The following is a 20,542-nucleotide window of genomic DNA, read 5'->3' as shown; positions in this document are numbered from 1 at the left end:
GGGTCGATCCATTCAAAATGAAGCTGTCTACGATTTCTTTTTTCCTGGATTTGCCTACTATAAAATTAATTTTAATTTCCTTTTTATTAGACAGCACAATAACTGTAAAGACGGCAATATTGATAAAAATCAAAAACAAAATAAATAAGACCGCTCTATTTTGATTTTGAAAAAGTAAAAACATGCCTATTAGACTGATTGTGTACAGATTCAATACGGTAATGGATAACTTTGTTTTTTTTGTCATAGTAATTCTCACTTTTTTTAATAAAAACATTCAATGACAAAAATAGAATTTAATGTCATTGAATGCTCTAACTGTATTAGTGTTTTCTAGAAACCATAATAATATATTGTTTTTGGTGCAACTGGATTTAAAGAATCCCATATGGTTACTGTTTGATAATCAGTCTTCTCTGTTCGCCAAGTGTCTACATAGGCGTATGCTCCTCCAACATAGTTATTATTTCGATAATAAGTAATCTGTGCTCCACCGTATCCTTTGACTGTATACGCTTCACCAAAATAGGACAATTGATGCCAATTCTCTGTGTTAGCTACCCACTTGGGGCCGCTCCAGTAAGATGTTGCAAATGCTACGACGGGAAAAAGGAAAACTGCGGCAACAAGCGCTAGTACTAGTTTTTTCATATTTATTATTCATTCCTTTCGCTTCGCTTAATGCCCGACATGGGATATATATATTGTGTTACACCTTCAGCGTATGATGTACTATTTATTTTAGAATAATCTACGTATCAATTGACGGTTCAAAATCATACCCTGGATTTGTTTCAGTTTCAATATCCCATAAATAGGCTAGCTCTCCATTATTTCATTACTCAAAGATATCATCGTTACTAAAAATTCAATTTATTTTCTTATCGATGAAAAACTTTTGTCCAATTATTAGCAAAAATATAACAGTCAGGAAAAATACTAGCTCAATTATTGATCTTGGGAATAACCTAGGAAACCACCGAAGAGTTAAATAAATGACTACGTACATAACGATTGACTTGTTATCTCTCATTTCGGAGTCTAATTTTTTATCCTTAAATACATAGTCTATAAAGATGGAAATCATCATGCCAGATAGCACCAATATTAAAAACAAGATAACATTATCTTTCTCAACATTGAAATTTAAAAAAGTGCTACAAATAATCCCTATAAATATACACCAAAGATAAGTTATCGAGTTTTTTAGTAAAAAAAGTCGCATTTTTTTAGACATAAACCCTCCAAAATTTTGACATAATTATTCATCTATTTGTTCCTAATTTCTTGTGAATCTACTAACAACATCTGAATTAGAAACTAATTTTGTTCGAGAGCTATCAGAATATATTTTTATATTTTGCTTAACATAATAGTTTACTGAGCCATAGTCCTCGTATGTAGTAACTGTATAATAGACAGTTGCTGGCTGGCTTAATATATTTGTAACATTGGCTACTGAAGAAGAAGCGAGTGCACTCATAAAATCACTCAGTTGTACAGCTGATTTAATTATTTTGCTACCGAAATAGGTAAGGACAATATTTACTAAATAATTTGATGTATTATAGACTATACTATTTGATAATGCATCGCTATAATACCTAGTATTGATTCTTGTCCACGAGTATCCCGCATCGTTAATTATAACATATGGTTTTATAAGACTATCATTACCATCTTTTGTTTCAACAGGATGATCTATTATAGAAATGATTTCGAAATCAGATGCAGAAGCGTTCTCATTAATTACTTAGGCAATTTTAAGATTTCCGTCTTTAGAATAATTGCCATCTTTTTCTGAAGCCAAAACAGTCGCAGTTGGCACGATAGCTCCTAATAACAACGAACCAGTTAAACTGCACAAAATTAATTTTTTCATATTAATCTCTTCCATTCATCAAATTTTAGAAAATGATTTAACCTATCATTTCCTCATTTTCAGCATATATTGCAGTTTACATAACAGCCGACTTTGCCAAGCATCCACTTATTCAAAGCCCCCCAATGATATCCCATATCAGGGAATCTAGGTTCTCTCCCATCCTGTACCGCCTCCCTCTGCACAAATCCCGTTAGACCTCTGCGTTTGGTTATAATAGAATTATAAGTAAGATTCGCTTAGATGGAAAAAATGTTAACAATAAGCAATAAAAAGGAGGAAGAAAATGGAAACTGGAAAACTAGTGAGGGCAATCCGCTTAAACAAGAAACTGAAGGCCAAGGATGTATACACCGATATTCTTACCCGCCCAGCCAGTATCCGCTTTGAACGGGGAGAGAGCGACACCACGACAGAGAGACTTTTCCTGATTCTCCAGAGACTTAATATCTCGCTTGATGAGTTCTACTTTTTGTATTATAACAGTCGAGAGAACCCTTTGTTCTAAATTCTCGACGAATTGGTACGAGTCCACAAGTTATCGGACGGAGAAAGCCTGCTGATCTTGGAAAGAGGTTTTTCCGCGCAATATGAGAAGACCTCCTACTTGGGTTATCTTCACTACGCCTGTATTGCCCGCCTTTTAGCTACGACCTATGTAGAATTGCCATATCCCAAAAAGCAGGTAGAGATCATTTTAGACTATCTTTTCCAGATTCAATCTTGGAATTACTATGAGCTTGTCCTCTTTAATAATGCCCTTGATTTCATTCCAAGCGAAATGGTGGATACCGTATACAGCAAAGTGCGTACGAAGATGCAGGGAGTCAAGGAGATGCGACGCTATAAGAACGAACTTTTCACTCTAATTTCCAATATTCTGGTGGTGCGAATCGAAGCTGGCGACGTCAAAGGGTGTCTCGTCTACTGGCAAGAACTTCGTGAGAATATAGCTGTGGACAACACTCGGATGTATGAAACAACCATGGTGTACTTCTTTCGGGAGGCTATTTCTTTGCTGGAGAATCCCACGTGGAATCTTGCTGCTGCCAATAGCATCCTCGATGCATTCGGATATTTAGGAATGGAGCACAAAAAGAATCAGTGCCTACAGCTACTAGAGCATATTAAACAAAACCATCAGAAAAAATGACTCTTTATTGGCAGAATAACCAAAAATGAACGGTGAAGCGTCGCTGAGCGGAGTTAAGCGAGCTGAATCGGTGCGTTCCTCCGGCGAGGCTTCCCACACCGGAGAACAGCGGTAACTTGCGGGCTCTTCTCCTGCGGGCAGGGTTTCGTCGGAGCACAAGACTTAAATGTGGGCCGTACTCCGGCGTAGCCTCCGTTCGCCGGAGGAAAACGGTTGAGATTCTGCTGAGCGAAATTGCGCATCCAAAGCTTGACCCCCATCAAGTCGCTTTCCTGCCTGATGGCGTATGATTAGGCTATAGGAAAATACCAGAGGAGGTCATTCAAATGATCAAATGGATAAATAAATACAAAAACCGCATTACCGCACTATCAGGCTTCCTAATCGTCATCGGTTTTGCTTTGAAAACTCTCGGATATACCACTGCTGCTGACTTCGCGCTTATCCTCGCGACGCTCATCGCGGTGGTTCCGATCATGTACAAAGCCTATCTGGCGTTGCGGATGAAGGCTTTCAGCATCGAGCTGCTGGTGACGATTGCCGTCATCGGTGCGCTGTTCATCCGCGAATATACGGAGTCTTCCGTCGTCACCTTCCTGTTTCTGTTCGGTGACTTCCTGGAAGCACGCACCTTGGAAAAGACCCGCTCTTCTCTGCGGTCGTTGATCGACATGGCGCCCCAGGAAGCGATCGTCCTGCATGGCACCGATCAAGTCGTTGTGCCGGTCGAGGAAGTGGCTGTCGGGGATCGGCTGTTCATCAAGCCCGGCGGCAAAATTCCGGTTGACGGCATCATCGTGAAGGGTCAGGCGGCCATCAACGAAGCCGCTGTGACGGGAGAAGCGATCCCGGCCAATAAATCCTTGGATGACAAAGTCTTTTCGGGTACATTGGTGGACGATGGCTTCATTGAAATGATCGCGGAAAAGGTCGGCGATGACACAACTTTCGCAAAAATTATTGAATTGGTCGAAGAGGCGCAGGAATCCAAATCCAAGGCCGAACGTTTCCTAGATGCCTTCGCCAACTTCTACACGCCGGCGATTGTGGTGCTCTCCGTCATCGTTTACGTTTGGACGCGCGACCTGCATCTTGCCATCACTTTCCTTGTGATCGCCTGCCCGGGTGCGCTTGTGATCGGTGCTCCGGTATCGAACGTGGCCGGCATCGGCAACGGCGCCAAATACGGCGTGCTGGTGAAAGGTGGCGAGGTCATGGATCGCTTTTCCAAAGTCGATACACTTGTTTTCGACAAGACCGGCACGCTGACGAAAGGCAAACCGGAAGTGACCGATATCCATGTCCTCAGTGGCGCCGATCGCAGCGAACTGCTGCAGCTGACGGCTTCGGCGGAGCGCATTTCCGAACACCATCTCGGACAAACAATCGTGAAATACGCACATCAACAAGGGCTGGAAACATCTGTTGCGCCGAAAGATGCGGAAGTCATCAAAGGCCACGGATTGAAAGCGACAGTTGAAGGTCAACATCTCGTCGCCGGCAACCGCAAACTGATGGCCCAGTCCGGAATCTTGATAAATGAAGCAGCAGAAAGCTACGCGATTGCACGCGAAAAAACCGGCAATACCGTCGTTTTCGTGGCCATTGACGGCACGCTCGCCGGGCTCTTCTCCACTGCTGATCAGATCCGCGAGGACGCACCGCAGGCTTTGGCCGAAATGCGCCGCAACGGCATCAAACAGATCATTATGCTGACGGGGGACAACCGCCACACCGCCCAAGCGGTCACCGAACAATTGGGATTGGACGCTTTCCATGCCGAGCTGTTGCCGGAGGACAAAGTGCGTTTCGTCAAACAACTGCAGGCAGATGGCGCCGTCGTGGCGATGGCCGGTGACGGCATCAACGATGCACCGGCCATCGCGACAGCCGACATCGGCTTGGCCATGGGCGAAGGCGGGACCGACATCTCGATGGAGACAGCCGATGTTGTGCTGATGGCCGACAAACTGATGCAGTTTTCCCATGCTTATTCGCTCTCAAAGGCGACCATGCGCAACATGAAACAGAACATCGCCATTGCGGTTGGAGTCGTGTTCTTCCTTTTGGCGGGCGTGCTGATGGGTTCCGTCCATCTCGCCAGCGGTATGTTCATTCATGAAGCCAGCATCCTGGCCGTCATCCTGAACGCTATGCGTTTAATCGGCTTCAACCGGAATAAAAGCGGAACGGGTTCGTTCAGCCATGAGAGAAATTTAGGAAATCGTGCCGACTGAGCATCGTAGAGCGCAATATGCTGAGAGACTTCCTGCGTCAGCAGGTTAGTCGAATAGTATCCTTGGCTCGTAGAGACAAGGGGTTCCTTTATCCTTTCCGAAGGGCTAACCCGTGAAGCTAGCCATCAGTCGTTATAAAAAGCTCACATCCAAGATAAAATTCGCATGCAGCCTACGGTTTGCGGTACAATTTAAGCAACCAAGACTGCCTGTCCCATTCCGAAACGGAGGATTTTCCCTATGAACGAAACCCATAAACCAGCGCACAATTGCGGCGGAGACTGCGCCTGCAACTCGCACAAATCCTGCATTTCGCTGGTGCCGATCTTCAATCACTTGGAGCCGGACCAGATGGACGAAATCATGTCCGTCACGCATCCGGCGACCTACAAAAAAGGCGAACTGCTCTACCGCCCCGGTGATACGTCGGATACACTCTATATCCTCCATTCCGGCCTGATCCGCATTTACCGGCTGGCCGAGTCCGGAAAAGAGCAGCTCGTGCGTTTCCTCAATCCTGGCGATTTCACTGGTGAGTTGGCCCTCTTCAGCGAATCGAAGCACGAGGCCTATGCCGAAGCGGTGAAGGAAACCCAAGTTTGCCGGATGAAAAGGAACGATCTACAGCACTTTTTGTTGAAATACCCGGCCATTTCGCTGAAATTGCTGCAGGAATTCTCCAACCGTCTGGAAAAGTCGGAACGGCAGACGACCTACGTGTCGACCGAAAAAGTCGAAGCCCGCTTGGCCCTCTACCTTGCCGAACTGGCCAAGAAAGACGGCGACACCATCACTTTGCCGATGTCGAAGAAGGATCTCGCTTCCTACCTCGGGACGACACCGGAAACGATCAGCAGGAAGATGGGCTCATTGGAAGATCATCACCTCATCAAACAACTGAACCACCGCGAAATCGTCATCCTCGATCTCGATGGCTTATTGTTTCTCTAAAATCGCTCACGACCGTCTCTTAATGGGACGGTTTTTTGATTTGCAGACGCATGAATAGTCAGCTGTCGGGTATTGGGATAGCTACGCATTGCGATTACCTGACAGTTGTGGGATCTCTCGGTTGTTTGCGATGCGCAGCGAGCGGTTCCCCCGACAGACATACAATCCGCTCACTTTTTGCCGGATCACAACCGTATTCCGAAAGCGCGCTTTGTGGTAGAATAGGCTAGAAAAGTGAGACAAGCCCGCTCTGCCTCGAAAGAAATTTAGGAAATCGGAAATCGTACCGACTGAGCATCGTAGAGCGCAATAGGTACGATTTATCTAATTTCCGAGGGGCAGGCTTGAATCACTGGACAGTTTACGAAAAAGGGGGAAATTTTGATGACAGAAAAAATGCAGCAACGGCTTTTGTTGGCCTTTGCCACGGTTGTCGGCTTCGTGATCGGCTATCTGAATCCGGCGACTTCGCAGGCGCTTTTGTCGGGCATCGGCTGGATTGCGGGGATCGGTATGTTCATCCTCTTCCGCCGCTCGAACAAGAATCCGGAGCGCGACTACTCGGAAAGCTGGGCCTACCTGCTGATCCGCATGCTATTGTTCTTCATCATCGGTGCCGCTTTGGGCAGCATGATCCCTTATTACCAACAGATCATGGCTTTGCAGCAGCAATAGGCCATCTATTCATTATTCAAAAAACAACCAAAAAGGAGTATGTATGCACATGGATTATGTCGCCATTGACTTTGAAACTGCAAACAGCCGTGGTGACAGCGTCTGTTCCATCGGCTTGAGCCGCTTTTCCGACGGTAAGGAAGTCGACCGCTACTATGCGCTCATCAATCCGCGCCAATATTTCAGCCGCGGGAATATTCAAATCCACGGCATCACCGAGGACATGGTCGCTCGTGAACCCGACTTTGCCGGCCTATACTCAGACATCCGTTCCTTCATCGGAGGCGATCCGCTGGTGGCCCACTTTGCCCAATTCGATATGAGTTGCCTGCAACAAACGATTGAAACTTACAAACTGCCGAAGATGCAGAATGAGTTTTTCTGTTCCTGCAAGATGGCGCAGCGTATGCTGGATCTGCACAATAACCGCTTGCCGACCGTGTTGGACTACTTCGGCATGACGATCGATAACCACCATAATGCCGTGGAGGATGCGGTCGCCTGCGGGCTGATCACCAGCAAAATGCTGGCGCAATACGACTATGATATCCAAGGTTTTCTGGACGAATACCAATACCGGATGGGCAAATTGTTCTCGCATGCTTTCGGAGTGGCGAAAGGCGGCAAAAGTACGCCTGCCAGACGAACAAAAACGGCGGCACCGCTGAAGCCGAAGAGCCTGCTGTTCGATAGGGAACACGTCTTTTACGACAAGCACGTCTGCTTTACCGGTCGCTTCCAAAAACTGAAGCGCAACGATTTGGCCCAGCTCGTCGTCGACGTCGGCGGCCATTTCGATGCCAATCTAAGTTACGAGACCCTTTATTTGGTCGTCGCCGACAGCGATTGGCGCAAGATAGGCACACCGAGCGAGAGCCGCAAAATCCAGGCAGTCCGCGAGCTGCAAGGTAGCGGCCACAATTTGACGATGCTTTCGGAATCGGATTTCCTGCGCAACTTTCTGAAGGAATGAGGTGAAGACAGATGAATATCTTCAGCAAAATGGACAATTTAGTGAGCCTGACCGAAAATGAGAAAATTTTGGTTTCCTATATAAAAGAAAATCCCGAGGCTTTTGTGAAAATGACTTCAGCGGAAATCAGCGAAGCCAGTTTTATTTCGAACGCAACGATTTATCGCTTATGCAAAAAAATGGATTTGGCCGGACTTTCCGAATTGAAGATTCTGGTTTCGGCCTCGGTCGGAGACTATCTGAAAGAACGGAAAACGCTGGATTTCAACTATCCGATCCACCCCAACGAAACCCAATATCAGATTACGCGGACGATGCAGGAACTCTACGAACAGACGGTTGTGTCCTCGCTCAACAATCTCGATCTGGAGCAGCTGCGGCAGGCGGCTTCCTTGATGAAAAAGGTGCCATCCATCGACCTGTATACCTCTGCCGGCAATCTGTTTTTCGCCGAGAACTTCAAGTTTCAGATGCAGGAAATCGGCAGATTCGTCAATGTCCCGATCGAAGAATATCATCAGCGTCTGACAGCGGCAGCCAGCGATCCCTCGCACCTGTCGATTGTTGTTTCATACGGCGGACGGGGGACGGTCATTCCCGAAATCGTGAAAATCTTGAAGAATAACCGATCACCCATTCTGTTGATCACATCCACCGATGCGATCCCTTTCGCGGGTGCTGCCACGCACCACCTGTACATGAGTTCAAATGAAAGCCATTACAATAAGATCTCTTCGTTTTCGACCAGACTTTCATTACTGTTCTTGCTGGATTGCCTCTACACAAGCTATTTCAAACTCGACTACGATCACAATGTCGCAATGAAAATGGATTATTACAAAAAAATCAGTCGAATCACCTGGTGAGGTTCACTAAGTCAACAAGGTCTTCTGAAAGAATCCTCTCAGTGTTCAAACCGTATGGATGCAAGTTCTGAGAAATTTCTTTCATTCGGGGCTCGGCATCTTTTTTCGCAAATAGTTATGGCTTATACTGAGTGCATCCATAAAAGAGGGCCTTTCATTTCTTAATGAAATCCTCCCGATGTGAGATCGCTCAGTCAGTAAGCGTCGGAAAAAAATGACTCCATCATTGAGAAGAAAGGCCTTATCTGCGTACTGCCATACGCAATGAGGCGTCCTTCTCTGCGAAACCCGGACAGATCTGTCCGGGTTTTTGTGGTTCTTCGGCAAAAAACGGAAACGAGGCTGCCTCGTTTCCGTTTTTCTTTTTCGCTATTCTTTGCTGAGGGCTATCTGTTTGTCCCGGTTGCCCAGAAATTCGTTCAGAAAGGCCGCAGCCAGTATCAGCACGCCTCCCGCCAATTGCACGGGTGATAAGTCTTCTTTCAGGAATACGGCCGAAACCACAATCGCCGTCACCGGATCGACATAACTGAGGACAGCGAATGTCTGGCTCTCGACAACTTGGGCGCCTGCAAACATAAGCACATAGGCAATTCCCGTGTGGATGATTCCCAAAACCAGCAGACTGGTGATGGAGCCGCCAGTCAATTGTCCTAATCCGAAACCGGAAGTCAGAGCGACATAAGGAGTCAGGATTCCTGTTGCGATGACGAGCGTCAAAGCAGTCAGCGGGATCCCGCCAAGACCTACAATTTTTTTGTTGGACATAATGGCCACCGCATAGAAAAATGCTGCAGCCAAACCGAAGCCGATTCCGACCGGATGATTATAATTCCCCGCATTCGGGCTCACGCCGATAATCAGGAACATCCCCAGCATCGCCAAAAGGACGCACGCGATCTTTTTCGCGGTCAAGGATTCCTTGAAAACGAACGGCGCCAACAGCGTCATGAAAATCGGCTGGAAATAATAGCTCAACGTCGCATTCGATACCGTCGTGTACCGGAAAGCTTCAAACAGCAAAATCCAGTTCATGCCGACAGCAAAACCCGAAAGCAACAGGAACTTGGCATTTTTCCTGACCGACGCCAAAGGGATCTTTTCCTTGCGCACCATCAATGTCCCCCAGAGGAACAGACTCCCCAACGCTCCCCTGAAGAAGGCAACCTGATTGGACGCCAAATCGATATTCTTAACGAAGATGCTGATTGTCCCGAATATCAGCATCGACAGCATCACTTTCCCTTTTCCTTTCGACACAACCCCACACCTTCCCTTGATTGATGAAAATAGTACATCCATCATATCACAGAGTTTGCCGGCCGTGGATGATTTCCGCACAATAAAGTCCACTGATGAATAAAGAAGCCCCGGATGCGCTGCATTTGCGCATCCGGGGCTAGGAGAGTATGCTTACTGACCTCTTGTTTATTTGAATTCAATAAAGAGATAAAGATCTCCACCTGTGAAATCCGGTGTGCGTTCCAAGGAATTGACCAAAATATTCATTCTGATCTGGTCATTTTCAGTGGTTATCGTCGCATCCTCGATTGTCAGATTCCCCTTATCGAATCCTGACGTTTCAGACTGCTCGAAAATAGTATCGTACACTTCCCGGGTATTGTAGGCAATCAATTCTTCTCCTGCCGCATCCTTTACCGTCAAGATATAATACGTGCCATCCAACCTTTTTTCCAGTTGGTATGGTTGTCCATCCACTTCAAAATCGGTAGTTTCAACTGGACTTGTTTCGACTTCGGAGTAGTAAAGATACTGGTGAAGCATGACATCAAAGCCTGCGATTCCGACTACGGGATCGGCATCCCAGTTCAGGTAGACGAACTCGCCTTCGCCTTGCGGGTAATCCGTTTCGGAGTAGGTCATGTCAAATCCGTAGGTATCAGTGAAATCACTGTAGACATTGAAGTCGCTCGGCAGGTAGGCCACCTCTTTATTGTAGCCCATGTTGTCGATGTAGGAAGCGACCTTTGTGATGACAATCTTGTCACCGAGGGGAACGTCGCTTTTTGGCACGATTGCGTTATCCACCAACATATCATTTTCGATCAATTTCCGTTCCAAAAAACCGATCTGGTTATTCTTGCTGACGGTAAAGGCATCGATTGGCGGAATGATGGAAATAGCCGACAATACCAGTAAGGCGATGGCGATCAATCCGTTGTGCTTCGGTTTCATGAAACTGAAGATTACCCCGGCTATCGTAGCGAAAATCCCGAACAGGATGACGTAATAACGGCCATGCGTGATACCCATCTCCCTGATTTTCAAGAAGGAAGCGATGGTCTGGAAGACGACAATCGGAATCAGGACCTTAGGGAAAATTTTGCGGAACAGATCAGCGAATTTATTCTCGAGATTGCAGGCGAGGATATAGACGATGATGACGATGATCGCATAGGAAACAAGCAGCGGCTCCAAAAGATTGTCTGTCCAGAATTCTCCGCGGATGTTCATGACGACATAGACCAAGAGAATCAACGTGTAAATGGCCGTCAAAGGAATGATGATGTAGGAAATCAGAACTTCCAGGAAGCGCGGTACCATAAATTGACGTTCCAGCGTTTCGCCGCGTTTCGCCCACGCCTCATCCGGTATCATTTCTTCACGTTTGCCCGGGTACAGTGGTGTCATCGACAAGAAATAGATCGGCGCGAACAATGAACCGACTATGTTCAGAAGATGTGTGAGCATTTTATAATCGATATTGAAGAGAAGGTAATCCGTAGCGTAAAAAATGGCGCTGATACCTGCTGCCAACACTCCTGAAAAAAGAATGGTCGTAAAGAAGGCTTTCAGCGCTGACAAAAAACTCCGGTGGAAAGGCACTTTGATATTTTCAATCGAAGGTATCCAAATGAAGGCAATCATAAGGGCGAACAGCGCCACACCGGTTTTGACGCTGATGGCGATGTTATACAGTGTCTGCGGTCCTACCGCGAAGTAATAGCCGGTTGCAAGTAATACCGCTCCGCCCATCAGCAGATAGCGGGCGTTCATTTGCGTAAAGAACCTTTCGTAAATCATTTGGCCAACGATGCTCAGCATGGCCCCCACCAAAAAAGTGAACAGATAGCGGGCATAATCCTCGCGCGGATTTTCGATCATGAAGCTGTTCAATACTGCGACCGCAATCAAAAAAACGACGGTCAGTGGATAACGACTGATGGAACGCCCCATTCCTTTGTAGGCTTTCCACAATGCGTCTTTGAATTTCATTTTTGCCACTCCCTTCAGGCATTCGGATGATCGGATAGCATTCTTTTTTCCGAGACCTTCCCCCTTCCAGCCCCTATCCTTTGCACCCACATTGCTTCTATTGTTCCCGATGAAATCGTCCAGTTTGCTTATCTTAATTATGGATATCCAAGCGCACCTTTGTCAAATTTTGCGGTGCCTTTAAGGGCGCGCACCAAAATACAACTACCTCTGCGCTAGCCAGCTCCTCATTCTTATTGTTTGAACGGTCCCGTCTTCGCATCCTTCATCGCCAATTGGATATAATCGATGGAAGCGTTGAGTTTGGCTGTTTCCCTCTCATTCAAAGCAACCCCGAATTGTTTTTCCACGCCGTTGCGGCCGATCAGGCAAGGCATGCTCAAAGCCACATCGCCATCATGCCCATACTGTCCGCGCAGAATCGTACAGACGGGATGGACGCTCTTTTCATCCAACAGGACTGCTTGCGCCAAGGTGATGGCGGATTGCGCAACCCCGGCATTCGTCCAGCCTTTCCCGTTCAAGACATCGTAGGCTGACTTCACGACCGCCGCTCCGATCTCTTCTGGTTCCAACGTCTCGACTTCCGGGAAATAAGTTCCGAACTCCTCATAGCGAATCCCGTTTATAGCCAACCGACTCACCACCGGGAAGGCTGTGAAGCCGTGTTCGCCCATCATATAGCCGGTCACGCTCTTAGGATCGACACCGTACTGTTGCGAAATCACTTTGCGCAGACGGGCCGAGTCCAGCATCGTGCCGGTCCCGAAAATCCGGCCTTCCGGATAGTCGAATTCGCTGGCCGCGATATAAGTAACCGTGTCCAATGGATTTGTGATCAGAATGATGATGGCTTCTTTTGTATGTTTTACGATTTCAGTCATCACTTCACGGATGACCGCAGCATTTTTTCCGGTCAAAGAAGCGCGATCCGGGATGGCATTCGGATCGTTTTCATCCTTCAGGACGCTCGGCCCGGCAGCGATGATGATCACGTCCGCATCCGCGCAATCGGCATAATCCCCGGCGTGTACGTCCACATTGGACATATAGGTCAACGCGGTCGCATGCGCCTGATCCAAGGCTTCCCCATGGGCAACATCCTTCAGAATATCGATCGTGGCAATTTCCGCAAACATCCGCAATTTCATCGCATCCGCCAACACATAGGAACCTACATGCCCCACACCCACCACAACAAGTTTATTTTTGTGCATCTTTCTCCCTCCAGTTCTCATCATACTTTCATCTTAGCATCTTTTCGGCGATTTATCACAAGTATTTCGCGAAGGAGGCTGAATCATTGTGCCGGCTTGCAATAATCCGTCCGTCCGAGTACTATGGAAGCAACATCACCAAGAGGAGCATACGTTAAATGGAAAAGTTTGTGGAAGCTTTAAAACAAAAAATTCGTAGTAAAGAGGGCTTGTCGCCCAAGATGCAGGATATTCTGGATGCTTGCGTGGTACTATTCTCAACGAAAGGATTTTCCAACACCAGCACAAAGGACATCGCCAAAGCCGCCAATGTTGCTGAGGGAACCATCTACAAACACTTCGGGACGAAGGAAAACTTGCTTTACGCTACGATTTTCCCGATTCTGCGCGACATTATCTCTACGGAAGCGCTCGCTCAAGTGCAACAGTTCCGCAGTTCTGCAGAGAACGCGCCGTTCGAGCGGTTCGTGGCATTCATCGTGCGCAAGGATGTTATGATGCCGGAAGAGCATTTTCAATCCGGTAAAATTTTTCTTACCGAAATGATGTACGACAAACAGCGCTGCCAAGAATTCATCACCATGATTCCAAAGGACTTAATTGAAGGCATCTATGCGATCCTCGACGGCTATAAAGAGAAAAATGAGATCGTCGATTGGCCGAATCCCGTCATTTGGCAATTTATCATGAGCATCCTGTTCGGTAATCACCTGACCCATTACGTCCTTTTCACGGATACAAAACGCGACAAAGAAGCCGAAATCACTTATTTGACCCAACAGATCGTCAAAGGCCTCAGCCCCGATAAGCAATAGCATTGACAGCCCTTTACAGAATCGCTATACTTGACTAATCGTACGGTGAGTAAATACTCACTCATCGGCATTTCTTTTAAAATAATAAGGAGGCATCCCCTAACTATGGCTTTTGTCGAACTAAAAAATCTGAATAAATATTACCCTATCAGCGGCTCGGAAGATTTCCAGGCACTTAAGGACGTCAACCTTTCCTTGGACAAAGGCGAATTGGTCTCAATCGTCGGTGAATCCGGCAGCGGTAAATCAACCTTGATGAATCTGTTGGGCGGTCTCGACAGCCAGTTCTCAGGCGAAATAACCATTGACGGCCAAAACATGAGTACGTTCAAGGAAAAAGATTTCGTGAATTACCACAAAGAGAAGATCGGCTTCGTTTTCCAGAGTTTCAATCTTGTTTCCCACCTCAGCGTGCTGGATAACGTCACGTTGGCGATGACGCTTTCGAACGTCGATAAAAAAACGCGGGTCGCAAGGGCGAGAGAAGTCCTGAAGCAACTTGGCCTTGACGACCAATACAAAAAGAAACCCAGCCAGTTATCCGGTGGACAAAAGCAACGTGTGGCCATCGCCCGTGCGTTGGTCAACGACCCGGACATCATCATTGCCGATGAACCTACCGGAGCTTTGGACTCACAAACGACTGATCAGGTGCTGGACATCATCCAAGACATCGCCAAAACCGGTAAGTTGGTCATCATGGTCACCCACTCGGAGAAAGTAGCGGCCCGCTCCACGCGCGTCGTCACAATTGATGACGGAAAAATCATCGGGGATATCCATCAAGGCGAGATCGCCTTGCACGACAATGCATTTGAACTGCAGCAAAAAAGTAAAAGCAAAAATCTCACGTTTTTTGCAGCAATCCGTTTGGCTCTTCTTAATATGAAGGAAAAACTGGCGAGGAATATCCTGATTGCTCTTGGCGGCAGCATCGGCATCATGAGCATCATCGTGATGCTCTCCCTTGGCGAAGGCGTCAATGACTACCTGACCGAAACGATGAACGCCAACGTCAATCCGCTCGTAAGTGAAGTGCGGATGCCCATCGTGATGGAAACCAACAACAGCGAAAACACTGACTCCTCTATGATGATCATGACTCCCGCCGGTGCAGAGATACCTGCCGGATCCGCGCCATCAGGTCCTCCTGCCGGGGTAACGCAGTCTGACCCGTTTGGAGAAGAAGATCTGGAAAAACTACGGAATATTCCGCATGTGGCAGAAGTCAATCTGGCCTACTCTTCGCTTACGATCGGCAGCGATAACGTCATCTATGAAGGCGAAAAATATGCCTTCATGAACTTTGGGACAACCTCCGGCATGACCGATTCCAACATCCTCTATGGTGCTTTCCCTGAAGCTGGCGAAATCCTGATCACAGAAGGTGTCGCCAATCAGATGGCTGGCACTGCCGAAGAAGCCATCGGAAAAGAAGTGACCGTGGATGTTACTATAGACGGTGAATCGCTGGAAAAAAATTATGTCATCAGCGGCATCTATTCAGCCGGCCAAGCTATCGGTGCATTTGAATCCGTCTATATGTCGGCGGAATCATTCGAAACCTTGACTGCGGAAAACAATCTGGAAGTAGAACCGAACGTTGTCTACTTGGTATCTGATGATCCGGAAAATACCCAAGCCATCAAAGATGAAGTGGCCGCCCTAGGTTACCGTGGTTCATCTACGGATGCACTGGCTTCCACGTTCACCCAAATGCTGGATATCTTCACTTACATCCTTTCCGGGGTTGCCGGTATCTCCTTGTTCGTGTCCGCCATCATGATTTTGACGGTACTCTACATCAGCGTAGTGGAACGGACACAAGAAATCGGTGTCATCAAAGCAATCGGTGGCCGCAAGAAAGATATCCGCCGCATCTTCGTTTCTGAGTCCTTCCTGATCGGTCTGTTCAGTGGCATTCTGGGTGTTGGTATCGCCTACCTCATCACCGTCGTCGGAAATATTGTTGTGGAGAACCTGTTTGATACTGCCATCCTGAATATGACACCGGCATTTGCGGTGTTCGGCATCGTCACCAGCGTGATCATCAGCATGGTAGCCGGCCTGATGCCAGCCCAAAAAGCAGCCCGCCTAGACCCAGTAGAAGCCCTAAGACACGATTAAAAAAAACAGGATGTGATGAATCCTGAGCTCAGAGTTTGAGCACTAACGAGGTTCAGGACCAAGCAGCCTGCTTTTGGCTGAGTGGGCCTGAACAGCGTTAGGCGGAGAACTCTAGGATTCAGAACTCAACTACCAGGATGTGATGATTCGCGTTTAGATACCCGGACGTTGGAGTACCCCACGAAGTGAACCTCTTTTGTTCACTCCGCGGGGTGCGAAACGGTAGTGGTATCTGCGAATCAGAACTCAACTACAGGATACGATGAATCCCGTTTAGAAATCGAGCACTAAGAGGAAATACCCACCGCGACCCGGTTTTGGTCGAGGTGGGTATTTCAGCTTAGGCGGAGAGTTCTGGGATTCAGAGTTCAACTACCAGGATACGATGAATCCCGTTTAGAAATCGAGCCCAGAAAGAAGCAGTCCGACCTTCAAGTCGGCTGCTTCTTTTTATTTATTCAGCAAGGCGGATTTGCGCATAAAAGGCATTCATCTGATCGGCCAATTCATTTTCCTGCATCTCATGGAAGATGCTCATCACGTTGTACAGGTAACGCAACAACCAGTCAAAAGCATCCTTCTTCAAAGTAAGCCCGGCTTTCGCTTCTTCCTCTATCTCTTTATGCAACGCATCGACCCAATGATCTCCCAGAACAATGCGTACCCGTTGGAACTGTTCTCGGAAAAGCTGCTCCGTCGAAATTTCACCTTCTCCCGACAACCACTCATTCTGGTTTGCACTAAGGTAATACCGGGGTATAAAGTGCTTGAAATAAGGGTCGGATTGCTGCAGCAGGAAAAAAGCAGCTTCATATTTCTGATTGGCTATGTAGCTGTCCAATAAATAGGAAACCAAAATATCCCGGAAATCGATCGATAGTTTTCGGACAACCAAGTCCTTATAAGTATCATTGATAGGCACAAGGTCCAACTTGCTGTATAACGGCTGCCTGCTTGCACCAATCAACAATTCTTCACGTTCCAGCAGTTTATGCGCTTCTTCCATTGCCTTACCATGCATGCCACGGGAGCGGAAAACAACGAAACGGACCCACTTCAGCAACGCACCTTCTTCGGCAGTCAGATGGATATCCGGCTTTCCGTCCAAAACCGCTGCAAAATTCTCCAATTTTCGGACAGTATCCGCGTAAGCATGACACTCCCACTGGATGTAACTCGCCTCATCTTTTTCATAGCGGAAATTAATGAAAATCATCTGCAGCCATAGTTTTTTGATGTCAGAATCATTGACGCGAAAATGCAACTGTTGCCGCAGTACTTCTTCCATCTGCGCCTTGATTTTAGCAGGCTCCCAATCCGATCCGATTGCCTCAGCTTCAAATAATTGAACGAGTTCAATCGACTTCCTGACAGTATATTTTTTTTCTGTCATTAATTTATTTACTATAATTCTGAGAATGAGGTGCGATATCTTCGTTTGATTCTTGAAGTAGGGGAAAATAAGGTAGTCTTCACCCATTCTTTTTCGTAAAATCCCGACATGCAAAGGCTGGTGACCAAGAGGGCCGATTATCGGTGAAAATTCCTTCAGTTCATACTCCCCCTCCATGAATTCCAGATTCACATGACTGAAAGGATATCCCGTAGGAAAATTCTGCTTGTAATAGAACAGATACCACTCATGCGCTTCTGGTCCGCTCAGCAACAGCCGATCCACAGCGATGTCCTTTTCGGCAATCCGTTTCGCAAAACGTTGCGCTTCATGGGATAATCGATAATATTGTTGCGTATGCAAAAAATCATGCAGCGTACGCTCACACACTGTGGTTTTGGCAGTCAGTACATAGTCATAAATCGCGTAGTAATACTCAAAAAACAGACTGTAATCACCGTTCATCTTCTCTGCACCTCCGGACCGTAATCCTTTGCAATTCTAAGTCCATTTTACCATATCGCTCACAAAACGAAGAAAGAAAGCCTAACCAATTGATAAAAGTGACTGCCAAATACTGAAAATTGAACAATTACCCGAAAGCTGAAACAAACATCCTACATAGAATTTATTAAAATTTATACAAATTCCGGTCAGTTGATATAAAAATATTCAGTTATTTAATGACGTTTTCGCGCTAGGGTGCTATACTATACATGAAATGACGTTCGTCCTATTATCCTACAAACATGGCGCAGTATCCGAAGATTCCGACGCTGCAAGGATTTTTCCGAAAAGCACCCATCCCTTCACGTCCCCGTCCATCACTTATTGATGAAAAGAAATCCTGATTTAAAAAAACAAATATCTTTACATCAGTTATATTGCCAATTTAATTTTCTCATTTCCTATGAAAAATTGCTAAATAAACACTCAATTGCAACGCGCTATAGTTATTTTGTTTTTCATCTATTATTAATGAACAAAAGCAAGCGTTATGTCCATTATGTTCCGGTACATTTTTTAATTGTCCCAAGACCAAAAAAATGTGTTGTACCGGCCATTAAATTGCATGCCAAAAATAGATAATGATTACTCTAGCCCGGCACTTTCCTGTAATCGGACTCGCTTGGGATGATCCGATCCGATTCCTTAATCCAGGTGTTTTGCTGGCGAAATATTTGTCCCATCTGCCGCATCAATAAATTGGTTTTGTTAACGACAACATACTACTCGCAATAAGTTTATTTTTCCTAGCCTATCATTTGTACATGTCGGATTAAATTACAGACAGATTACAACCCAGGCTTTTTGTGACAAGGATTAAATTTTATTATTTTTTTAAAATATACTAGACAAAAAAAAAAAATAGTATATTATTATTGTTATTGGCTCGCTCAGATGATATGGAATTTGAGTCAATTAATTTTCAAATTGTCGAACCGTTGCTATCAGATAGATTACGTCAGGAGGATTACTATGTACACAATGTCCAACATAAAAAACCTCTCCTTGAAGATTGTTCTTGCTGAAAAGAATACAATCACATCAGCCCAACCTACAAACTACCAAAAATTCCCTTATGTTAAACTTTTCTATGTTACAACAGGGGATGTTTCTTTAGTCATGAAAGAAACAACAGAAAAGCTTTCAAAAGATCAACTGATCTTATTGAACCCAAATGTAGAGTATTATTGGGACCTGACAGGAGATAAAGCAGCAGAGATTATCGAAGTCGGCATCCACGGGCTTGAATTCTCCAAAATCGGTGATGCAGAAAGCGATTTCTCTTACTACCGCCACAACGACGGTGAAAAAGAAACTGCGACTTTCTTGAATTTATTGCTGGATGAAATGAGCACACGCAGCCAGGGATACGAAGAGGTCAGCAAACGTTTCGTCGAGATCATCCTGATCCACTTGTTGCGTCTGGAAGAATTTTCGATCAGGAACTCACTGAACAAAAAGAACCACAAAGAAATCCAAACGGTCAAGAATTACATGAAAGTGAACTACCACAAGAACATCACGTTGGATGACTTAGTGGATCTGGTCCACATCAACAAATTCTACTTGATCCGTATCTTCAAGCAAGAAGTCGGCATGTCGCCGATCGACTACTTGATCCATATCCGTATCGACGAAGCGCAAAAAATGTTACGCAACACCAATATCGCAATCGCCGATATCGCGCACTTGGTCGGCTTCCAGTCTCCGTCACACTTCTCGAAAACATTCCGGGAATTGTCGAACTGCACGCCTTCACAGTATCGTCGTCAAGGAAACCAATAATACAACAAAAAGAAGAAGAAGCCGCTGTTTTAAGCGACTTCTTCTTCTTTTTGTTCCTCCAATGCCCGCAAATAGTCTCTTGCTTCGCGCGGTTTGCGGAAATGTTGAATTTCGATGCCGGCCGGCGCCTGATCCAGTAAAGCAATCAAACCCGGGCGGTTGTTTTTGTTGAAGTTCCAGATGAATTTCATAAATTCCCAATCGAATCGCTCCGGGCAGCCTTCCCCCATATCAGGACGGGTCCTTTTGCGGTTCAAAACAATCCGCTTCAACGCGCGATAGAGACACAAACTCCTTGGATAGTCGAAAAAGAAAACTGTATCCGCACGCTCCAACCGAATCGGCAGGCTCCGTTGGTAATTGCCGTCGATTATCCATTTTTCGTCTTTGATCCGTTCTTTTTGGATCCGATCCTGTTCTTCAGCAGCGCGGAGATTCCAATCAGGAAGCCAATACAGTTTATCGAGGTGATGCAACGGATTGCCCGTCACTTGCTTTAACTTGCGCGAAAAAGTAGACTTTCCCGATCCGCTGCATCCGATGACGACGATCCGTTTCATTGCCTTCCCACTCCCGCTGTCCTTCATCTTCGCCAAACCGACCCCTCCTTTTGAACGAGATATTTTCTTCTGTTGACCAGTTTACCACAGCGGAAATGCAGTGAACAGTAACTGATGCGCCTCCGCAACTAATGGTATACTTGAATTACAGAAACTGAAAGGAA

The 20,542-nt window shown here is 46.3% G+C and carries 17 protein-coding genes; 10 read left to right on the top strand and 7 right to left on the bottom strand.

Annotation, left to right across the window (positions count from 1 at the left end; genetic code table 11):
• Positions 1-333: 333 nt before the first annotated feature.
• A complete protein-coding gene (locus ACKPCD_RS02885; protein ID WP_321433938.1) occupies positions 334-651 on the bottom strand; it encodes a hypothetical protein in 318 nt (105 codons plus the stop codon).
• Positions 652-1,753: 1,102 nt separating this feature from the next.
• On the bottom strand, positions 1,754-1,882 hold the full coding sequence (locus ACKPCD_RS02880) for a hypothetical protein (RefSeq protein ID WP_321433937.1): 129 nt from the start codon (positions 1,880-1,882) through the stop codon (positions 1,754-1,756).
• 286 nt (positions 1,883-2,168) lie between these two features.
• On the opposite strand from ACKPCD_RS02880, the gene ACKPCD_RS02875 reads away from it, so the two are divergent.
• From ACKPCD_RS02875 to ACKPCD_RS02845, 7 genes are all read left to right on the top strand, one after another.
• On the top strand, positions 2,169-2,390 hold the full coding sequence (locus ACKPCD_RS02875) for a helix-turn-helix domain-containing protein (protein ID WP_321433936.1): 222 nt from the start codon (positions 2,169-2,171) through the stop codon (positions 2,388-2,390).
• Between the two features lie 57 nt (positions 2,391-2,447).
• Positions 2,448-3,035: an Rgg family transcriptional regulator gene (locus ACKPCD_RS02870; protein WP_321433935.1), complete on the top strand. Its 588-nt coding sequence runs from the start codon at positions 2,448-2,450 to the stop codon at positions 3,033-3,035.
• A 326-nt stretch (positions 3,036-3,361) separates the two neighbouring features.
• A complete protein-coding gene (locus ACKPCD_RS02865; protein WP_321433934.1) occupies positions 3,362-5,272 on the top strand; it encodes a heavy metal translocating P-type ATPase in 1,911 nt (636 codons plus the stop codon).
• A 240-nt stretch (positions 5,273-5,512) separates the two neighbouring features.
• Positions 5,513-6,223, top strand: coding sequence for a Crp/Fnr family transcriptional regulator (locus ACKPCD_RS02860; RefSeq protein WP_086990338.1), 711 nt, complete (start codon positions 5,513-5,515; stop codon positions 6,221-6,223).
• Between the two features lie 384 nt (positions 6,224-6,607).
• Positions 6,608-6,898, top strand: a complete 291-nt coding sequence (locus ACKPCD_RS02855) for a hypothetical protein (RefSeq protein WP_321433933.1) — start codon at positions 6,608-6,610, stop codon at positions 6,896-6,898.
• A 49-nt stretch (positions 6,899-6,947) separates the two neighbouring features.
• Complete coding sequence (locus tag ACKPCD_RS02850; protein ID WP_321433932.1) at positions 6,948-7,871, top strand: exonuclease domain-containing protein; 924 nt, start codon at positions 6,948-6,950, stop codon at positions 7,869-7,871.
• An 11-nt stretch (positions 7,872-7,882) separates the two neighbouring features.
• The gene (locus ACKPCD_RS02845) at positions 7,883-8,737 is read left to right on the top strand and encodes a MurR/RpiR family transcriptional regulator (RefSeq protein ID WP_321433931.1); all 855 of its coding nucleotides are present in this window, start codon (positions 7,883-7,885) and stop codon (positions 8,735-8,737) included.
• Positions 8,738-9,106: 369 nt separating this feature from the next.
• Here the strand turns inward: ACKPCD_RS02845 and ACKPCD_RS02840 are convergent, their stop codons facing one another.
• The 3 genes from ACKPCD_RS02840 to ACKPCD_RS02830 all read right to left on the bottom strand — a co-directional run bounded on the left by ACKPCD_RS02840 (position 9,107) and on the right by ACKPCD_RS02830 (position 13,191).
• Entirely contained in the window at positions 9,107-9,997 is an 891-nt protein-coding gene (locus ACKPCD_RS02840; protein WP_288925134.1) for a DMT family transporter, read from the bottom strand.
• Between the two features lie 168 nt (positions 9,998-10,165).
• Positions 10,166-11,974, bottom strand: a complete 1,809-nt coding sequence (locus ACKPCD_RS02835; RefSeq protein WP_068561244.1) for a DUF4153 domain-containing protein — start codon at positions 11,972-11,974, stop codon at positions 10,166-10,168.
• A 233-nt stretch (positions 11,975-12,207) separates the two neighbouring features.
• Positions 12,208-13,191 (bottom strand): lactate/malate family dehydrogenase, encoded by a 984-nt coding sequence (locus tag ACKPCD_RS02830; protein WP_321433930.1) that lies wholly within the window; start codon positions 13,189-13,191, stop codon positions 12,208-12,210.
• Positions 13,192-13,349: 158 nt separating this feature from the next.
• Between ACKPCD_RS02830 and ACKPCD_RS02825 the strand changes: the two genes are divergently transcribed.
• Both ACKPCD_RS02825 and ACKPCD_RS02820 read left to right on the top strand, forming a co-directional pair.
• Entirely contained in the window at positions 13,350-14,006 is a 657-nt protein-coding gene (locus tag ACKPCD_RS02825; protein ID WP_068561246.1) for a TetR/AcrR family transcriptional regulator, read from the top strand.
• Positions 14,007-14,111: 105 nt separating this feature from the next.
• Positions 14,112-16,133, top strand: coding sequence for an ABC transporter ATP-binding protein/permease (locus ACKPCD_RS02820; protein WP_321433929.1), 2,022 nt, complete (start codon positions 14,112-14,114; stop codon positions 16,131-16,133).
• A 454-nt stretch (positions 16,134-16,587) separates the two neighbouring features.
• On the opposite strand, the gene ACKPCD_RS02815 is transcribed toward ACKPCD_RS02820, so the two are convergent.
• Positions 16,588-17,991: a hypothetical protein gene (locus ACKPCD_RS02815; protein ID WP_321433928.1), complete on the bottom strand. Its 1,404-nt coding sequence runs from the start codon at positions 17,989-17,991 to the stop codon at positions 16,588-16,590.
• Positions 17,992-19,005: 1,014 nt separating this feature from the next.
• Here ACKPCD_RS02815 and ACKPCD_RS02810 point away from each other — a divergent pair.
• Positions 19,006-19,818 (top strand): helix-turn-helix transcriptional regulator, encoded by an 813-nt coding sequence (locus ACKPCD_RS02810; RefSeq protein WP_068561249.1) that lies wholly within the window; start codon positions 19,006-19,008, stop codon positions 19,816-19,818.
• 29 nt (positions 19,819-19,847) lie between these two features.
• Here the strand turns inward: ACKPCD_RS02810 and ACKPCD_RS02805 are convergent, their stop codons facing one another.
• Complete coding sequence (locus ACKPCD_RS02805) at positions 19,848-20,414, bottom strand: P-loop NTPase family protein (RefSeq protein ID WP_321433927.1); 567 nt, start codon at positions 20,412-20,414, stop codon at positions 19,848-19,850.
• Positions 20,415-20,542: the final 128 nt, after the last annotated feature.

The sequence above is a fragment of the Trichococcus flocculiformis genome, from assembly GCF_963662535.1.
GTDB classification, from domain to species: Bacteria; Bacillota; Bacilli; order Lactobacillales; family Aerococcaceae; genus Trichococcus; species Trichococcus flocculiformis.
The sequence above is the reverse complement of the archived record's forward strand: the minus strand, read 5'-3'. Positions and strand labels throughout refer to the sequence as shown.